At 35.2% G+C, this 16,982-nt stretch carries 18 protein-coding genes; 14 read left to right on the top strand and 4 right to left on the bottom strand.

The annotated features are described in order from the left end of the window. Positions 1-14: 14 nt before the first annotated feature. Positions 15-695, top strand: a complete 681-nt coding sequence (gene tsaB, locus A9G12_RS04605; RefSeq protein ID WP_065564676.1) for a tRNA (adenosine(37)-N6)-threonylcarbamoyltransferase complex dimerization subunit type 1 TsaB — start codon at positions 15-17, stop codon at positions 693-695. A 78-nt stretch (positions 696-773) separates the two neighbouring features. Here tsaB and A9G12_RS04600 read toward each other — a convergent pair whose 3' ends face one another. Continuing rightward, entirely contained in the window at positions 774-1,040 is a 267-nt protein-coding gene (locus A9G12_RS04600) for a GrxA family glutaredoxin (protein WP_065564675.1), read from the bottom strand. Positions 1,041-1,344: 304 nt separating this feature from the next. Between A9G12_RS04600 and A9G12_RS04595 the strand changes: the two genes are divergently transcribed. The 4 genes from A9G12_RS04595 (at position 1,345) to A9G12_RS04580 (ending at position 4,244) form a co-directional block, all read left to right on the top strand. Further along, positions 1,345-2,019 (top strand): DUF2884 family protein, encoded by a 675-nt coding sequence (locus A9G12_RS04595; protein ID WP_065564674.1) that lies wholly within the window; start codon positions 1,345-1,347, stop codon positions 2,017-2,019. Positions 2,020-2,096: 77 nt separating this feature from the next. After that, positions 2,097-2,948: a bifunctional methylenetetrahydrofolate dehydrogenase/methenyltetrahydrofolate cyclohydrolase FolD gene (folD, locus tag A9G12_RS04590; RefSeq protein WP_065564673.1), complete on the top strand. Its 852-nt coding sequence runs from the start codon at positions 2,097-2,099 to the stop codon at positions 2,946-2,948. A 74-nt stretch (positions 2,949-3,022) separates the two neighbouring features. Further along, positions 3,023-3,514, top strand: a complete 492-nt coding sequence (gene ppiB, locus A9G12_RS04585; protein WP_065564672.1) for a peptidylprolyl isomerase B — start codon at positions 3,023-3,025, stop codon at positions 3,512-3,514. Beyond that, a complete protein-coding gene (locus A9G12_RS04580; RefSeq protein WP_065564671.1) occupies positions 3,507-4,244 on the top strand; it encodes a UDP-2,3-diacylglucosamine diphosphatase in 738 nt (245 codons plus the stop codon). Before ppiB ends, A9G12_RS04580 begins: the two co-directional genes overlap by 8 nt. Here A9G12_RS04580 and modC read toward each other — a convergent pair. Genes modC through modA form a run of 3 tightly spaced genes read right to left on the bottom strand, consistent with a single transcriptional unit; the run spans position 4,223 to position 6,364 of the window. Beyond that, entirely contained in the window at positions 4,223-4,903 is a 681-nt protein-coding gene (modC, locus tag A9G12_RS04575) for a molybdenum ABC transporter ATP-binding protein (protein WP_065564670.1), read from the bottom strand. The two genes, A9G12_RS04580 and modC, sit on opposite strands and share 22 nt — an antisense overlap. Positions 4,904-4,908: 5 nt before the next feature. Continuing rightward, the gene (gene modB / locus A9G12_RS04570) at positions 4,909-5,598 is read right to left on the bottom strand and encodes a molybdate ABC transporter permease subunit (RefSeq protein WP_065564669.1); all 690 of its coding nucleotides are present in this window, start codon (positions 5,596-5,598) and stop codon (positions 4,909-4,911) included. Between the two features lie 13 nt (positions 5,599-5,611). Further along, positions 5,612-6,364: a molybdate ABC transporter substrate-binding protein gene (modA, locus tag A9G12_RS04565; protein ID WP_065564668.1), complete on the bottom strand. Its 753-nt coding sequence runs from the start codon at positions 6,362-6,364 to the stop codon at positions 5,612-5,614. Positions 6,365-6,642: 278 nt separating this feature from the next. Here modA and A9G12_RS04560 point away from each other — a divergent pair, with 278 nt between their 5' ends. From A9G12_RS04560 to amtB, 9 genes are all read left to right on the top strand, one after another. After that, a complete protein-coding gene (locus A9G12_RS04560; protein WP_065564667.1) occupies positions 6,643-7,419 on the top strand; it encodes a TOBE domain-containing protein in 777 nt (258 codons plus the stop codon). Between the two features lie 10 nt (positions 7,420-7,429). After that, the gene (gene modF, locus A9G12_RS04555) at positions 7,430-8,896 is read left to right on the top strand and encodes a molybdate ABC transporter ATP-binding protein ModF (RefSeq protein ID WP_442903470.1); all 1,467 of its coding nucleotides are present in this window, start codon (positions 7,430-7,432) and stop codon (positions 8,894-8,896) included. A gap of 395 nt (positions 8,897-9,291) precedes the next feature. Continuing rightward, entirely contained in the window at positions 9,292-11,295 is a 2,004-nt protein-coding gene (gene uvrB, locus A9G12_RS04550; protein WP_065564665.1) for an excinuclease ABC subunit UvrB, read from the top strand. A gap of 11 nt (positions 11,296-11,306) precedes the next feature. Then, positions 11,307-11,657 (top strand): RidA family protein, encoded by a 351-nt coding sequence (locus A9G12_RS04545; RefSeq protein WP_065564664.1) that lies wholly within the window; start codon positions 11,307-11,309, stop codon positions 11,655-11,657. A 219-nt stretch (positions 11,658-11,876) separates the two neighbouring features. After that, on the top strand, positions 11,877-12,377 hold the full coding sequence (gene purE, locus A9G12_RS04540) for a 5-(carboxyamino)imidazole ribonucleotide mutase (RefSeq protein WP_065564663.1): 501 nt from the start codon (positions 11,877-11,879) through the stop codon (positions 12,375-12,377). Between the two features lies 1 nt (position 12,378). Beyond that, the gene (gene purK, locus A9G12_RS04535; protein WP_065564662.1) at positions 12,379-13,449 is read left to right on the top strand and encodes a 5-(carboxyamino)imidazole ribonucleotide synthase; all 1,071 of its coding nucleotides are present in this window, start codon (positions 12,379-12,381) and stop codon (positions 13,447-13,449) included. Positions 13,450-13,491: 42 nt separating this feature from the next. Further along, positions 13,492-14,979 carry a dGTPase gene (gene dgt / locus A9G12_RS04530; protein ID WP_065564661.1) on the top strand — a complete coding sequence of 496 codons (1,488 nt, stop codon included), beginning with the start codon at positions 13,492-13,494 and terminating at the stop codon, positions 14,977-14,979. A gap of 361 nt (positions 14,980-15,340) precedes the next feature. Continuing rightward, positions 15,341-15,679, top strand: coding sequence for a P-II family nitrogen regulator (gene glnK / locus A9G12_RS04525; protein WP_065564660.1), 339 nt, complete (start codon positions 15,341-15,343; stop codon positions 15,677-15,679). A gap of 20 nt (positions 15,680-15,699) precedes the next feature. Continuing rightward, positions 15,700-16,980: an ammonium transporter AmtB gene (amtB, locus tag A9G12_RS04520; protein WP_065564659.1), complete on the top strand. Its 1,281-nt coding sequence runs from the start codon at positions 15,700-15,702 to the stop codon at positions 16,978-16,980. The last annotated feature ends 2 nt before the right edge of the window (positions 16,981-16,982 follow it).

Raw genomic sequence — 16,982 nt, 5'->3', positions numbered from 1 at the left:
TTTCTGGAAAAACGATGAGTACTATTTTAGCCATTGATACCTCGACTGAAGCTTGTTCAGTCGCTTTATTATATCGTAATGAGATCACTCATGATTTTATTATATCCGTTCGTGATCATACGCAACAGATTTTACCAATGATTGACAAAATATTGAGACAATCAAATTGTGCTCTTTCCCAAGTTGATGCAATTGCCTTTGGGCAAGGCCCAGGTAGCTTCACAGGCGTTCGGATTGGTATTGGTGTTGCTCAAGGCTTAGCCTTAGGAGTTGATAAACCGATGATAGGCGTATCAACATTAATGACCTTGGCTCAAGGAGTTTACCGTACTCAACAGGCAAATAGTGTAGTAGCTGCAATTGATGCCAGAATGAATGAAGTTTATCTTGGTCAATATCAGTTGGTTAACAATCAATGGCAGGCGGTCATTCCAGAATGTGTCATTGCTCCCGAAAGGATAGTGGAACAAGTTAAACAAGTTTCCATAAATTACTATAGTGCAGGAACTGGTTGGCAAACTTATCCCAATATGCTTACAAATATCCAGCAAAGTGATATTTTATTACCTCAAGCACAAGATCTTGTCATGATTGCAAATCATAAATGGCAAAATAATCAAATAATCTCTGTCGAAGATGTAGAACCAACTTATTTGCGTAATGAAGTAACTTGGAAAAAACTACCCGGTCGGTAACTAACCATATATTCGTATAAAAAATATGCCACTGTGTGGTGGCATATTTAAGGTATACAACTAAATTAGTAATTAGGCCTAGTCTTTATAAAGGCCTAAATGTTCCTTGGCATAGGCTTCAAAGTCAGTACATCCGCCAATTGGTTTTTCGTCAATGAAAATTTGTGGCACAGTTTCTACAGTTTTCCCCACACTTTTGGATAGATCCTCTTTAGTAATACCTTCGGCATTAATATCTACATAACGATAGGAAAAATCATCACGTTCTTGGGATAATTTTTCGGCTAATTCTTTTGCTCGGGCACAATAAGGACAGCCAGATCGCCCAAAAATTACAGTATACATTCATCACCTCTAATTGTTTATTTAATAAATATAATTACTATACTTAACTTTTATAGAAAAAAAAGCAGATATTCATATTTGGTTAAATAGATTATATCTATCGATCATACTATTATAAAGCCAGAAAACGATTATAATTAGTAACTCTGATTTAACTGTAAATTTTTTAAACATTATTGATTAGTAAAATCAAATTAAGGTGTTAACTTAAAATATAATGAATACTAAAACATTAAATGAAAGTTATATTATTTTTTATTGGTGAGTAGTTCTAATCTCATTGGTGAACCGCTAGGATGTAGTTATGTTAAAAAAACTGTTATTTATTTCATTATTAGTGCCTATGTCACTACTTGCTGCACACAAGGAATGTAAAGTTAACCCAAGTTATGACATTGTCATAAATAAAGTAAATGTCCATATTTTTAATAAAACAACTGATTTGATAATCACCCCGAAGGGTGAGGTAGTATTGAATAATAAATCTATGAACCTAGATCCGAAATTAATAAAGGAAACCAAACAATTTCAACAAGACTTGCGTCAACAATTACCACAGTTAGAACAACAAGCTTTTACCCTTTTGAGTGAGGTAAAACAAACGTTTGATCAGGCGATAAAAACCAAATTAGGTGATGACAATGAATTGCATAGTCAATTGAATAAATTATATAAAAGACTGGTTAAATTGTTACGCCGGTCAATCTTAACTGATAATGGTGAAACCCGATTCTATTACCAGAATTATAATAATATCAGACAAGAAGGTGAGGATATTGGACAACATATTTTTTATAACGTGGTTGGCAGCAGTATTTTACAATTCGATTTATTAAAAAATTATAGTGCCATTAAACAAATTTCTAAAAATGAATGGAAGACTCAAAAACCAAAATTAAAAGCTTTTGATGCTCATATTTGTACCGTTATTACTAATATAGACGAACAATATCAACAAATCTTAGCTGAACTGCAGTAATCAATTTACTTGTGAATAGACATTAATAAAATCTTTTGCGAGAATAGCTCATTAATTTAATGAGGATTGGCAAGCTGATGACAGCAAAAATAATTGATGGAAAAGCATTAGCACAACAAGTGCGAAATGAAATTGCTACTAAAGTAAAACAACGAATTGTAGCGGGATTAACTGTTCCAGGTCTAGCAGTAATACAAGTTGGCTCAGATCCAGCTTCAAAAATTTATGTTAAAAATAAACAAAAAGCCTGTGATGATGTTGGATTCACCTCATTTGCTTATGACTTTCCTACTGCTACGACTCAAGAATTATTAGCACTTATTGACGAATTAAATCAACGCGATGATGTTCATGGCATCTTAGTTCAACTACCTTTGCCGGATAATATTGATAAAACCAAAGTGTTGGAACGAATTGAACCTTGTAAAGATGTAGATGGTTTTCATCCTTATAATATTGGTCATTTATTACAACGTGATCCTATCTTACGACCTTGTACTCCATATGGGGTCATAAAAATGTTGCAGTCAACTGGAGTAAAACTTTCTGGGTTAAATGCCACCGTAGTGGGTGCGTCCAGTATTGTTGGTCGTCCTATGGCTCTTGAACTATTGTTATTGGGTTGTACAACAACTATAACTCATAGTCGCACCGTTGATTTAGCTAAACATGTTAGTAATGCCGATATTGTAGTTGCGGGTGTAGGTATCCCTAATTATGTAAAAGGTGAATGGATAAAACCTGGTTCAATAGTCATTGATGTTGGTATTAATCGCCTGCCTGATGGTAAACTTGCTGGTGATGTTGAATTTGCTGCTGCATCCCAAAAAGCTGGATGGATAACTCCTGTTCCTGGTGGAGTTGGGCCAATGACTGTTGCCATGCTAATGAGTAATACTCTTGAAGCGTGTGAAAAGTTTAGTAAGTGAGAGATCTCTATTTAAACTCACGATTTACGTTTTAAAGAATTATTTTGAATAGAAATTAAAATAAGGAACATTTTATGATTATATTTCACACTACATTTGGTGACATTAAAATCAAAACATTTGACGATCAAGCTCCTGAAACGGTTAAAAATTTTGTTAATTATTGTAAAGAAGGTTTTTACAACAACACCATTTTTCATCGTGTAATCAATAATTTCATGATTCAAGGTGGTGGTTTTGAACCTGATATGAAACAGAAAAAGACTAAAGCGCCAATTAAAAATGAAGCAGCTAATGGACTCAAAAATAATCGTGGTACTTTAGCTATGGCACGCACTTCAGATCCGCATTCGGCTACTGCTCAATTTTTTATTAATGTGGTTGATAACGATTATTTAAACTATCGTTCAGCTGATGTTAATGGTTATGGTTATTGTGTTTTTGCTGAAGTAGTTGATGGACTTGAAGTTATTGATAAAATCAAAGCGGTAAAAACAGGTCGTAATGGTATGCATTCCGACGTTCCGGTTGAAGATGTTTTAATTTCGAGTGTTACGGTTGAATAATCCAACTCGTTATTTTATTGCCGATATCCATTTAACCGATGATGAGCCCGAAATTACTGCGGGCTTATTATCTTTTTTGGATACTTTACCTGATAATTGTGAACTCTATATTTTAGGTGATCTGTTTGATTATTGGGTTGGTGATGATGTCAATTCTATCTTGCATAAACAAATAGCTAGTGCATTACAGTCTTTATCTAATCGGCATATTAAAAAATATTTTGTTTGTGGCAATCGTGATTTTTTATTAGGTAAACAATATGCCAAATCTTGTGATATGACATTATTAACCGATATTAATTGCTTAGTGAAGTCAGAAAACAGTATTATTTTTCTACATGGAGATTTGCTTTGTACCGATGATCCACACTATCAAAGATTTCGTAAAATCATGCATTGTAGTTGGTTACAAAAACTATTTTTATGCATGCCTTTGTTTATTCGATTAAAAATAGCAATAAAATTGCGCCAAAAAAGTAGTCAACATAATAGAGTGAAATCGGAAACTATTATGGATGTTAATCAACAAACTGTCGTGAAAATGATGATTAAATATCATGCTGATATCATGATTCATGGTCATACCCATAAACCAGCAACTCATGTTTTTTTAATCAATGAGAAGCCGGTAAAAAGAATTGTGCTTGGTGCATGGCATGATGGGGTTTCATATATTAAGCAAGAAAGTAACAGTGACAATATTCAACTTTATAACCATTGTTTTAAATAATCACTTTGTAAAATAATTTCGGTTTTGCCATAATCATATAGTTTGCCTTGATCTAAAATTGCTACTTCATCCGCAATACGTTTTACTTCATTGATATTATGAGTAACATAAATAATTGGTATTTTTAATTCATTGACTAAACTATCAATGTAGGATAAAAGTTCTTTTTTCCGTGGCATATCTAAAGCTGATAACGGCTCATCCATTAATAATAATTTGGGATTAGTTAATAATGCCCGTCCAATTGCTACACGTTGTTTTTCACCACCGGAAAGCATAGCGGGATAACGATTTAATAATGGACGAATATTGAGAACATCGACAATTTCATTAAATCTTTCTGGTAATTTATGGTTAGTACCATAAGTCAGATTTTTAATAACTTTATAATGTGGAAACAACAAAGCATCTTGAAAAACGGTACCAATATGTCGTTTTTCCGGAGAAATAAAAATATTCTGCTCAGTATCAACTAGAGTAACTTCATTAAGGATGATACTACCGATATCTGGTTTGATTAAACCATTTATAAGGTTAATTAGCGTTGATTTACCTGAACCTGAAACACCTAAAATAGCGGTGATACCTTGACATTCTATGTCTTGGTTAAATACAAATGAAAATGAAGCCAAATGTTTTTTAATATGTAGTTTGAGCATATATTTTATCCAGCTAGTTTTCGTTTATGCCATCGATTCAACATTTCAGACAAGAACAATGCAACTAAAGATAAAATAATTGAAATAATACACAAACGCATTGCCGATTGTTCTCCATCTGGTATTTGTAACAATGTATACATTGCCAGAGGTAGTGTACGAGTTTCTCCTTGGATATTCGAAACAAAAGTAATGGTAGCTCCAAATTCACCTAAACAACGAGCAAATCCTAGAACAATTCCCATCAAAATACCCGGAAATGCTAATGGTAAAGTTATTGTGATAAATACTCGGAATTTATGTGCACCAAGGGTACGTGCAACATTTTCAAGACGGGTGTCAATTGACTCAATGGCCAAACGGATCGACCGTACCATTAATGGAAAGGCCACTACAGCCGAAGCTAGTGCTGCCCCTTGCCAATTAAAGCTAAAACTAATATTAAAATAGTGATTCAACCACTCACCCAAAATGCCTCGTTTACCCATGGTTAATAGTAATAAATAACCTAATACTACTGGAGGTAATACCAATGGAAGATGCACAAAACTATCAAATAAAGATTTACCAAGAAATTGACAACGAGCTAAAATCCATGCGGTTAAAATTCCAACAGGCAGACTAAATATAATTGCTACTCCAGCGATTTTTAAGCTAAGTAGCAATGTTTGCCATTCAAAATCTGTTAGTAGCATATTATTTAATATATTACTTAGTTACAAATCCGTATTTTTCAAAAATAGTTTTAGCCTGTGGTGTTTTAAGATATTGATAAAAATTTTTAGCTTCTGGTTTCAATAAAGTAATTGGATACTCAATTGGCTTAAAGGTATCAGCTGGGAAAGTACCAATAATTTTTACCTTATCACTAACTTTCGCATCAGTACTATAAACAATGCCTAATATCGCTTCGTTACGTTCCACTAACATTAAAGCGTCACGGACATTACTTGTTGGTGCAAATTGTGGTGATAATTTATCATATGCTCCTAAATTAGTTAATGATTCTTTAGCATAAAGTCCCGCAGGTACATGTTCTGGATCACCAACGGCGATTCGCTCACCTTTAGGTAAAATAGTCGCCCAATTAGTGCTAGTATTAATTTCAACCTTATCTAATTTAGATTGTTTGGGTGCAATTAGTACTAAAGTATTTTTTAGTAGATCTTCTTTATCTTTAGCTAACTTATGGTCGATTAGATAAGTCATCCATTTTTGATCTGCAGACATAAAAATATCAGCAGGAGCTCCTTGCTCAATCTGTTTAGCTAAAACTGACGAAGAGGCAAATGAAAACACAATATCTGCATCTTTATGTTCTGCTTTATAAGCTACACTAATATCTTGCATGGCATTAGTTAATGATGCAGCTGCAAATACTGTAACCTTTTCTAAAGCAGATGCAGAATATGAGTTTGCTAAAGCTAAGATAGCCAGCAATAATCCAATCAATTTTTTCATTTAGTTCCTCACTCACAAAATTAATAAGTTAGTTATTTGTATGATGATTAATAGGCGGTTCATCAATTGCTTATTGATATCATCAATATCAGCAATGACTAATATTAACAACCAAACATTCGTTATATAAAATAATATATATCGATGCTATCAAAATTGATCTATAAAGTACAACTAAACTTAAAATCAGTGACAAATTTTGATGAAAGGATAAAAAAAGTCTACAATGAACTAATGATAAAGCCGTCTAAATTTTAGCTTAAAATGGTATCTCACTAATGTTTTCTCCGGAAATTTTACTAACACTAAAATTAAATCATCAACTTTTTACGGATCCTAGACGTATCGCTTTACTAAAAGCAATTGAACAAACAGGATCGTTAACTCAAGCGGCAAAATTAATTAATATTAGTTACAAAACTGCCTGGGATGCGATTAAGGAAATTAATCAACTGGCACCCAAGCCATTTTTGAATACTATCACTGGTGGTAAAAACGGTGGCGGGACCAAACTCAGTGCTTATGCAGTGCGGTTTATTCAGCTTTATGATCTATTAACACAAATACAGCATAATGCCTTTAAAATATTGAGTGATGACCAAGTCCCGCTTGATGATATTTTACAAACCACCGCTAAATTATCCTTGCAAACCAGTGCGCGAAATCAATTATATGGTACTGTACAGCAAATTCTCACTAACGGTATAGCTGGTTTTATTACTGTTAAATTAAGTGATGAGCAAACAGAATTAAAAGTGTATATTACCCAACATAGCGTTGAGCGCTTGCAATTAAGTGCTGAAAAAACAGTATTACTGTTGATTAAAGCACCGCTGATTAACATAACTGATAGTGGTGAAAATAGTTTACTGGTGACAGTTGATAAAATAACTTGTGATGGTCAGTGGAGCGAAATTGTTTTGACCTTAGCCTCTGGCATAACACTATATGCTAGTCAACCTACAGACATAGTTAAACAATTAGGCTTAACAGAAGGTCAGCAAACTAGATTGTCTATTCACCCGGAACATATAATTGTGGCTACATTGGTCTAGCACAACGAGGATCGACATGTTAACAATAACAAATGCGCGCTACAAAATTAGTGATTATAAGGTTTTTCTAATTAAATCATTAACTATCAAACCTGTAAGTAGTGTTGCTTTTGTTGGGCGCAATGGTAGTGGTAAATCAATTTTAGTCAATATATTAGCAGGTGAACAGACCTTATTATCCGGAAATGTCATTAATGAATTTAAATCAATCGCTCACATTTCGTTTGAACAACTACAAAAAATTATTGATGATGAATGGCAACGTAATAACACAGACATGCTTAGTGAAGGGGAAACTGATACCGGATTAACTACTGCGCAAATTATTCAAGAATATACAATTGATGAAGCACGTTGTCGGCAATTAGCCATACAGTTTGGTATTGAGCATTTATTATCTCGACGTTTTAAATATCTCTCAACTGGAGAAACTCGAAAGACATTACTTTGTCGCGTCTTAATAAATCAACCTGATTTACTAATATTAGATGAACCCTTTGATGGTTTAGATGTTGCATCTCGTGAAAATTTAGCGGCAAAACTTGGCGAATTGTCCCAGCAAGGCGTGACAATTGTACTGGTCTTGAATCGTTTTAATGAAATTCCATCTTTTGTTGAAACTATTGGTGTACTTGCTGATTGCCAACTATTGAAAATTGGTAGTAGAGTAACCATATTAGAAGACGCTACAGTTAAACAACTGGCAGAGATGGAAACAATGCAAAATGTTTTATTACCTGAAGCAGATGAACCACCAGTTAAGTTAGATAATGACATAGATAGAGTTGTTTTAAACAATGGTTATGTTAAATATGCGGATAAAATCATAATTAATGGTTTAACTTGGCAAGTCAAAGCTAAACAAAATTGGCAAATTGTTGGACCAAATGGCGCGGGTAAATCTACTTTATTAAGTCTGATTACTGGCGATCATCCGCAGGGTTATAGTAATGATCTAACCTTGTTTGGTTGCAAACGAGGTTCTGGAGAAACTATTTGGGACATTAAGCGACATATTGGTTATGTCAGTAGTAGTTTACATTTAGATTACCGAGTCAGTGTCAGTGTTAAAAATGTATTACTCTCAGGATATTTTGATTCAATAGGTGTTTATCAAGCAACGAGTGATAAACAAAATAAATTAGTTGATCAATGGTTACAATTACTTGGTTTACAAAAGCAATCAAATGATCCTTTTCAATCGCTTTCTTGGGGGCAACAACGCTTGGTGTTGATCGCAAGAGCTTTAGTAAAACATCCAACATTACTGATTTTGGATGAACCATTGCAAGGACTAGATCAGCTAAATCGTGAATTAGTTAAACGTTGGATAGATCGGTTAATTAATAACGGCTATAGCCAACTACTGTTTGTATCTCATCATGCAGAAGATGCACCAAAATGCATCACTCATCGATTAACTTTTGAGCCTGATTTAGATCATAACTATCAATATAAGTTAGAGCGAGTTAATTAGATTGTTAGCTATCAGCTATTAATAGCTATTTAAAAATAGAAACAATCAATGAAAATAAATTATTTTTTTCATGAAAATTTAGCTTGACCATTGAAAAAGAGAGATGGCAACTATACTTATAGAGTTATCCCCGATGCCTGTGGATAACTCTGTGGATTGTTCATTGAAAAAAGCTATAATTACAGTTGCTATCAGGTTTTAACTTGATTTGGTTATAACTTAAGCATGAATTGCTATTATGTTTTATATCAATAAGTTATCATAAATCAAGGTGTAATTTTAATGCCATAATTATAAGTTTTTATGTTAATAGAACAAAAAATATAAGATTTTTAAAGGTCAAGTCTTTTTGGGGATAATTTTTATTAATAGGTAAAATATTAGGTTGCGATGTAATGAAAAAATTTAAATTGTGTTCCGATTTTAAACCTGCTGGTGATCAACCAGAAGCAATTAAAAGGATCAACCAAAATCTTGAAGATGGAATAGCCCATCAAACGCTATTGGGTGTAACCGGATCGGGTAAAACCTTTACTATGGCTAACGTAATTGCTAAACATAATCGCCCAACAATTATTCTCGCGCCAAATAAAACATTGGCGGCACAATTATATGGTGAAATGAAAGCTTTTTTCCCGGAAAATGCGGTGGAGTATTTTGTTTCTTATTATGATTACTACCAGCCGGAATCTTACGTGCCTTCAACAGACACATTTATTGAAAAAGATGCATCTATCAATGAACATATTGAACAAATGCGCTTATCAGCTACTAAATCGTTATTAGAGCGCCGTGACGTAGTTATAGTTGCTTCGGTTTCCGCCATTTATGGTTTAGGTGCACCAGAGACTTATATGTCAATGATTTTGCATTTAACTAAAGGTACTATCACAGATCAACGCTCAATTTTAGCACGTTTGGCTGAAATGCAATACACTCGTAATGAGATTGGCTTTAGTCGTGGTACATTTCGGGTACGTGGTGATGTAATCGATATTTTTCCCGCTGATTCTGACGAATTAGCTGTACGAGTTGAATTGTTTGACGATGAAGTCGAGCGGATAGTGCTGTTTGATCCATTAACTGGGAGTAGCGTTAACGAAGTTTCACGTATCACTATTTACCCCAAAACCCACTATGTAACCCCAAGAAACATTATGGAAAATGCGATTGCGCAAATAAAGCAAGAGCTTAAAGAACGTCAAAAAGTATTACTAGACAATAATCGTCTACTTGAAGAACAACGGCTAACTCAGCGTACCTTGTTCGATATTGAGATGATGACAGAATTAGGTTATTGTTCAGGTATTGAAAATTATTCGCGTTTTTTGGCTCAACGTAATCCGGGTGAACCTCCGGCAACTCTGTTTGATTACTTGCCAGCTGATGGTTTATTGTTTATTGACGAATCACATGTAGCCATTCCTCAAATTGGAGCGATGTATAATGGTGACCGATCTCGTAAACTAAATTTAGTTGAATATGGATTCCGTTTGCCATCGGCATTAGATAATCGTCCATTAAAATTTACTGAATTTGAAAATATTATGCCGCAAACAATCTATGTGTCGGCAACCCCAGCTAAATATGAGATTGAAAAATCAGGTGGTGAAATCATTGAACAAGTAGTTCGACCAACAGGTTTATTAGATCCAATTTTAGAAGTGCGTCCGGTTGCTTCACAAGTCGATGATCTGTTGTCGGAAATTAAAATTCGTATTGAAAATGACGAGCGAGTACTGGTAACCACACTAACTAAACGTATGTCAGAAAACTTAACTGATTACTTGTCAGAACATAATATTAATGTTAAATATTTACACTCGGATATCAATACGGTAGAACGTATGGAAATTATTCGTGATTTACGACTAGGTAAAGTTGATGTGCTAGTTGGCATTAACCTATTGCGTGAAGGATTAGATATTCCGGAAGTCTCGTTGATAGCGATTTTAGATGCTGATCGTGAAGGCTTTTTACGTTCGGAAAGCTCATTGATTCAAACCGTTGGCCGAGCGGCCCGTAATGTAAATGGTAAAGCTATTCTATATGCGGATAAAATTACTCCGGCAATGCAAAAAACTATTGATGAAACTGCTCGTCGTCGTAAAAAACAACAAGATTTTAATACTGCTCATGGTATTACACCTAAATCAGTGCGCAAAGAGATTAAAGACATTTTAGATGCGGGATTAAGTACTAAAAAAGCTACCGCTAAAGTTCAAGCCTTCGAACCTGGTAAGCCATATCATTATGTGTCAGTAAAAGAGGTACAAGCAAGAGTCAAAGAACTTGAAGCCATGATGTATGAAGCAGCACAAAATCTTGAATTTGAAAAAGCTGGAGTGCTACGTGATGAGATAAAAAAACTACGTGCAGATTTTATTAAAGTATCTTAAAAGGAAACAAGATGACAATAACGCGAATCGATCCCGATGATCGCTGGTCTGAAGCAGTGATCCACAATAATGTAATTTACTATACCAGCGTGCCAACTAATCTGGTTGATGATGCTTATCAGCAAACTCAAAGTGCTTTAGCCGAAATTGATAAAATTTTGGCTCGCGCTAATAGTGATAAAACACGAATTTTAGATGTTACGCTATTTTTAGTGAATAAAAGTGATTTTGCTGCGATGAATAAAGCATGGGATGAGTGGGTTGCTAAAGGCAAGGCTCCAGTACGTTGTACGGTGCAAGCTGGACTAATGAAACCGGAATATTTGGTGGAAATTAAAATAGTTGCTGCGGTAAAACCTTAAATTATTCTATTTATCGATTTATGACCTATCTTCCTCATTTATAATGAGGAGGAAGCTCTCGAGTTTATTGGTATTAGTGAATGTTTATGCCATCCTTTAATTTAATATTCGGTTTTAGTTAGCCAATTAATTAGTAATCAAGCTACTAACTATCCCCATCCATTAAAATTTAGTGTATACTTCTTCCATATCATTTTTGTAAATATTGATAGCAATCTTATGCATAATCAACCTAAAATTGCCATTGTAATGGGCTCAAAAAGTGATTGGGCAACCATGCAGCATGCTGCTGATGTGCTTGATACATTAACTATTCCTTATCACGTAGAAATTGTCTCGGCTCACCGTACTCCAGATAAACTATTTCGCTTTGCTGAAGACGCTAAATCGAAAGGTTTTGATGTCATTATAGCTGGGGCTGGTGGTGCTGCTCATTTGCCGGGGATGTTAGCAGCGAAAACATTACTGCCAGTGTTAGGCGTGCCTGTACAAACTGCAGCCTTAAATGGTGTAGATAGCCTTTATTCGATTGTGCAGATGCCGAAAGGTATTCCAGTAGGTACCTTAGCAATTGGTAAAGCAGGAGCGGCAAATGCAGCCTTACTGGCGGCACAAATATTAGCACTACACGATAATGCCATTTATCAACGTTTATCGCTCTGGCGACTTAGTCAGACTGATGAAGTATTAAATAATCCAGATCCAAGAGTAGAAGCTTAATATGATAACGCCAACTGTTTGTGTACTCGGTAATGGTCAGCTAGGGCGAATGTTAAGGCAAGCTGGCGAACTACTAGGTATTGATGTTTATCCGGTAGGCTCAGATGTTGATCCTAATAGCATTCCTTATCAGAATTCAGTGATTACCGCCGAGATTGAACGTTGGCCTGATACTCCATTTACTCAACAACTCGCTAAACACTCACATTTTATTAACCGCGATATTTTTCCGATTATTGCAGATCGTTTGACTCAAAAACAATTACTCGATGAGCTTGGCTTGGCTACGGCTAAGTGGTTGCCACTTAATCATCAACAGGATTGGACTCAATTATTTGAAAAGTTAGGTGATTTATTAATTGTTAAGCGTCGCACCGGTGGTTATGATGGGCGAGGGCAATGGCGCATTGAGATCAATAATGAAATCAATGTACCGGATGATGTCTATCAGCATGCTATTGTGGAACAAGCCATTGCTTTTGATAAAGAAATGTCTTTAGTTGGGGCACGAAATACCAAAGGTCAGACGGTTTTTTACCCACTCACCAATAATTTACATCAAGATGGCATTCTTAAAATGAGTGTTGCCTTACCTAATGAAAATCCGCGGTTACAGCAACAAGCCGAGCAAATGCTCTCAGCTATCATGCATAAGCTTAATTATGTAGGTGTTATGGCAATGGAATGCTTTGTAATCGGCGATAAACTTTTAATAAATGAATTGGCACCACGGGTGCATAATAGTGGTCATTGGACTCAAAATGGCGCCTCCATTAGCCAATTTGAACTTCATTTGCGTGCTATTCTAGACCTACCATTACCTAAACCAGATGTATTTGCACCTTCAGTAATGGTCAATTTAATCGGTACCGATTTAAATCAACATTGGTTAGCAATTGATTTAGTTCATCTACATTGGTATGCCAAAGAAGTCCGTATCGGGCGTAAAGTAGGGCATTTAAATCTAACTCATAATCAACCTGAAAAATTACGAACCTCATTAGATGCGTTAAGACCGTTATTGCCAACTGATTATCAATTCGCTATTGCATGGGCAAAGCAAAAGTTGTAACAACTTAGTCAATCAACGCTTTTATACATCAAGGATTGAGTCATGATAAACTTTAGCAACAAAATTAATTATCAACGTTATGCAAGTAAGCAACGCGAAGCATTATCAGACGAATATTCAATAGTCCGTTGTTTTGAAAGCGATCGTGGTCGTATTATTAATTCAGCCGCCATTAGGCGATTACAACAAAAAACGCAAGTTTTTCCTTTAGAACGTAATTCAGTCGTTAGGACTCGCCTTACACATTCAATGGAAGTGCAACAAGTCGGGCGTTATATCGTCAAAGAGATTGTTAATCGTTTAGGTAAATCTGGGCAGTTAAAAACCTATGGATTAGATAAATCAATTATGGCGATTGAAAGTCTGGTAGAAATGGCGTGTTTAATGCATGATATTGGCAATCCGCCTTTTGGTCATTTTGGTGAAGCAGCAATTAATAAATGGTTTGTTAAACGCTTAGGAATTGGTAAATCTACTAACTACCTATCTATTGAATTACAAGCAAATGATAGTGATAAATTGCAAGACTTGAAATTGAAGATTCGCCAAGATTTATGTAATTTTGAAGGTAATGCCCAAGCAATTCGACTAGTACATACTATTTTACGGCTTAACTTAACTTATTCACAAATCGCTGCCATCTTTAAATATTCCAAACCAGCCTATTGGTCACAGCCTATACCAAGTGAGTTTGACTATTTAATGAAAAAGCCAGGTTATTATTTATCTGAAGAACCATTTGTTAAAGAATTATCTAAACAACTTGATATCCAACCTTTTCATCGTTATCCATTAACATATATTATGGAGGCGGCGGATGATATTTCTTATTGTATTGCCGATCTTGAAGATGCTGTTGAAAAGAAAATTCTTACAATAAAACAGCTTTATAGTTACTTGAAAAATGCTTGGGGACCGGTTAAAGCAGGTGATTTATTTGATGAAGTCGTCAATCGCCCTTACGATAATCTGATACAAAATGAGTTTGATCCAATTGGTGTTGATCAGTTCTTCATGTATTTACGCGTAAACACTATTGGTAAACTGGTTCCGCATGCGGCCGAACGTTTTATTGAAAATATCGAAGCTATTTATCATGGTTACTTTAATCATGCTTTACTTGAAGATCATGATGCTGAATATAAATTACTTAATATTTTTAAAGCGGTTGGCTTTGAACATATTTTTAATCATGAATCGGTTGAAAATATTGAACTACAGGGTTATCGCATTATTAGTGGCTTACTTGATATTTATAGCCCACTGTTAGATATGCCAACTGATGATTTTATAAAATTAGTTAAAACCGGTAATCATAAACATTATCCAATTGAAACTCGCTTATATCATAAACTATCAGCTAAACATTGTGATGCTTATCAAAAAGCAGTAACTAAACTCAAAACCACAGAAGCAAGTTTTGCTTGTATGGAGCTTTATTATCGTTGTCGATTATTACAAGACTATATTAGTGGCATGACCGATCATTTTGCTTATGATGAATATCGTAAATTGATGGTAACGGTTTAATCGATATTATTTGCTAAAATTACTAGCACTAAAAATAAGCATCCGCACCAACGAAGTGCGCAAAAAACACATTTATACTTAAACGTACGGCACTCCTGAAACATCTTTACAAAAAATTTTATTTATTAAAAACAACTAACTTTAGTTAAATAGTTAGTAACATGCAAGCAACTTAAATGATAATAAGTCCTAAGTAATAATTGGTTTATCTCTAACTATATCAATAGTTTTAATTTCATTTAATCTTAAATATGTCCTACCTAAAAACTTCTCTAACGACTATCTAAATAACTATTTTAAAAATGTGGCATATGCTTTGCATTAATAACAATGTTTTGCATTCATAAATGAGGAATTATTGATGAAATTAGTCACAGTAGTTATCAAACCATTTAAATTAGAAGAAGTTAGAGAAGCATTATCCAATATTGGGATTACCGGGTTAACTGTTGCCGAAGTCAAAGGTTTTGGTCGGCAAAAAGGTCATGCCGAGTTATACCGTGGCGCTGAATATAATGTCAACTTCCTGCCAAAAGTAAAAATTGATTTAGCCATTAGTGACGATCTAGTGGATGAAGTCATCAGTACTATCACTAAGGCCGCCTATACCGGCAAAATTGGTGATGGCAAAATTTTTGTGACTGCATTAGAACATGTAGTGCGTATTCGCACTGGTGAAACCGATGATTCAGCATTATAACCATTGTTAAGGATATAATTATGTTTAAAAAATTTACTTTATCTGTGTTGTTTTTACTTGCAAGCCCTGCGTTTGCTGATGAAGTTGCAGTAGCTGATAAAGCAGATAATGGCTTTATGATGATTTGCACTGCACTAGTATTATTCATGTCCGTACCAGGAATAGCACTTTTTTATGGTGGCTTATTACGAGCTAAAAACGTGCTGTCAATGTTATCACAAGTACTGGTAAGCTTTTCTCTTATCGCTGTATTATGGATTGTGTATGGTTATTCCCTTGCATTTGGTGAAGGCAACTGGTTTTTGGGTAATTTTAACCACCTGTTATTGATTGGTATTGGTGTTACTGATGTGTCCGGCATGATTTATGAATTGATATGGATCGCTTTTCAAGGATCTTTTGCTTGCATTACCTGTTGTTTAATCCCTGGTGCTTTTGCTGAAAGAATTCGCTTTTCAGCTGTGTTAATTTTCATGGTGATCTGGTTTACTTTCTCTTACATTCCTATGGCACATATGGTTTGGGGCGGCGGCATTTTAGGTGATGAAGGCTCATTAGATTTTGCTGGTGGTACAGTGGTACATATAAATGCCGCTGTAGCTGGTTTGATGGGTGCATATCTACTGAAAAACCGTATTGGTTTTAACCGTGAACCACTAAAACCTTTCAACTTACCTTTAGTCTATCTTGGTGCGGCGATCCTATATATAGGTTGGTTTGGCTTTAATGCCGGTTCTTCAACCCATGCCGATGAAATAGCTGGTCTAGCATTTATTAATACTGTTGCGGCAACTGCTGCTGCAGTATTATCTTGGTCATTAGCTGAATGGGTATTACGAGGGAAACCATCATGTTTAGGTGCCGCCTCTGGTGTTATTGCCGGATTAGTTGGTGTTACTCCAGCAGCAGGTTTTGTGGGGGTAGGGGGCGCATTGTTAATTGGACTTATCTGTGGTTTTGCCGGAGTTTGGGGGGTGTCTTCACTTAAACGAATCTTAAAAGTTGATGATACCTGCGATGTATTTGGTGTGCATGGAGTATGTGGTATTGTTGGTTGTCTACTCACCGGCGTATTCACATCAGATGTTTTAGGTGGCGTTGGCTACCAAGAAGGCATCACCATGGCAACTCAAGTTGGTATTCAAGCTATGAGTGTAGTTACCTGTATTATTTGGACGTCAGTAGTTGCATTTATTGCCTATAAGATTGCTGATCTGTGTGTTGGTTTACGAGTTTGTGAAGAACACGAACGCGAAGGCTTGGATATTAACTACCATGGTGAAAGTGCATTTAATAATTAGCG

The organism is Gilliamella sp. wkB112 (genome assembly GCF_001690685.1).
Taxonomy (GTDB): domain Bacteria; phylum Pseudomonadota; class Gammaproteobacteria; order Enterobacterales; family Orbaceae; genus Gilliamella; species Gilliamella apicola_J.
Note: the sequence above shows the minus strand (reverse complement) of the source record. Positions and strands in the feature narration are given on the sequence as shown.

Excerpts from the sequence above, each read along its gene's own strand:
- folD (WP_065564673.1), top strand. The coding sequence starts at position 2,097 with ATGACAGCAAAAATAATTGATGGAAAAGCATTAGCACAACAAGTGCGA.
- purK (WP_065564662.1), top strand. The coding sequence starts at position 12,379 with ATGATAACGCCAACTGTTTGTGTACTCGGTAATGGTCAGCTAGGGCGA.
- modB (WP_065564669.1), bottom strand. The coding sequence starts at position 5,598 with ATGCTACTAACAGATTTTGAATGGCAAACATTGCTACTTAGCTTAAAA.
- tsaB (WP_065564676.1), top strand. The coding sequence starts at position 15 with ATGAGTACTATTTTAGCCATTGATACCTCGACTGAAGCTTGTTCAGTC.
- modC (WP_065564670.1), bottom strand. The coding sequence starts at position 4,903 with ATGCTCAAACTACATATTAAAAAACATTTGGCTTCATTTTCATTTGTA.
- A9G12_RS04545 (WP_065564664.1), top strand. The coding sequence starts at position 11,307 with ATGACAATAACGCGAATCGATCCCGATGATCGCTGGTCTGAAGCAGTG.
- uvrB (WP_065564665.1), top strand. The coding sequence starts at position 9,292 with ATGAAAAAATTTAAATTGTGTTCCGATTTTAAACCTGCTGGTGATCAA.
- A9G12_RS04560 (WP_065564667.1), top strand. The coding sequence starts at position 6,643 with ATGTTTTCTCCGGAAATTTTACTAACACTAAAATTAAATCATCAACTT.
- purE (WP_065564663.1), top strand. The coding sequence starts at position 11,877 with ATGCATAATCAACCTAAAATTGCCATTGTAATGGGCTCAAAAAGTGAT.
- dgt (WP_065564661.1), top strand. The coding sequence starts at position 13,492 with ATGATAAACTTTAGCAACAAAATTAATTATCAACGTTATGCAAGTAAG.
- modA (WP_065564668.1), bottom strand. The coding sequence starts at position 6,364 with ATGAAAAAATTGATTGGATTATTGCTGGCTATCTTAGCTTTAGCAAAC.
- ppiB (WP_065564672.1), top strand. The coding sequence starts at position 3,023 with ATGATTATATTTCACACTACATTTGGTGACATTAAAATCAAAACATTT.
- A9G12_RS04600 (WP_065564675.1), bottom strand. The coding sequence starts at position 1,040 with ATGTATACTGTAATTTTTGGGCGATCTGGCTGTCCTTATTGTGCCCGA.
- amtB (WP_065564659.1), top strand. The coding sequence starts at position 15,700 with ATGTTTAAAAAATTTACTTTATCTGTGTTGTTTTTACTTGCAAGCCCT.
- glnK (WP_065564660.1), top strand. The coding sequence starts at position 15,341 with ATGAAATTAGTCACAGTAGTTATCAAACCATTTAAATTAGAAGAAGTT.
- A9G12_RS04595 (WP_065564674.1), top strand. The coding sequence starts at position 1,345 with ATGTTAAAAAAACTGTTATTTATTTCATTATTAGTGCCTATGTCACTA.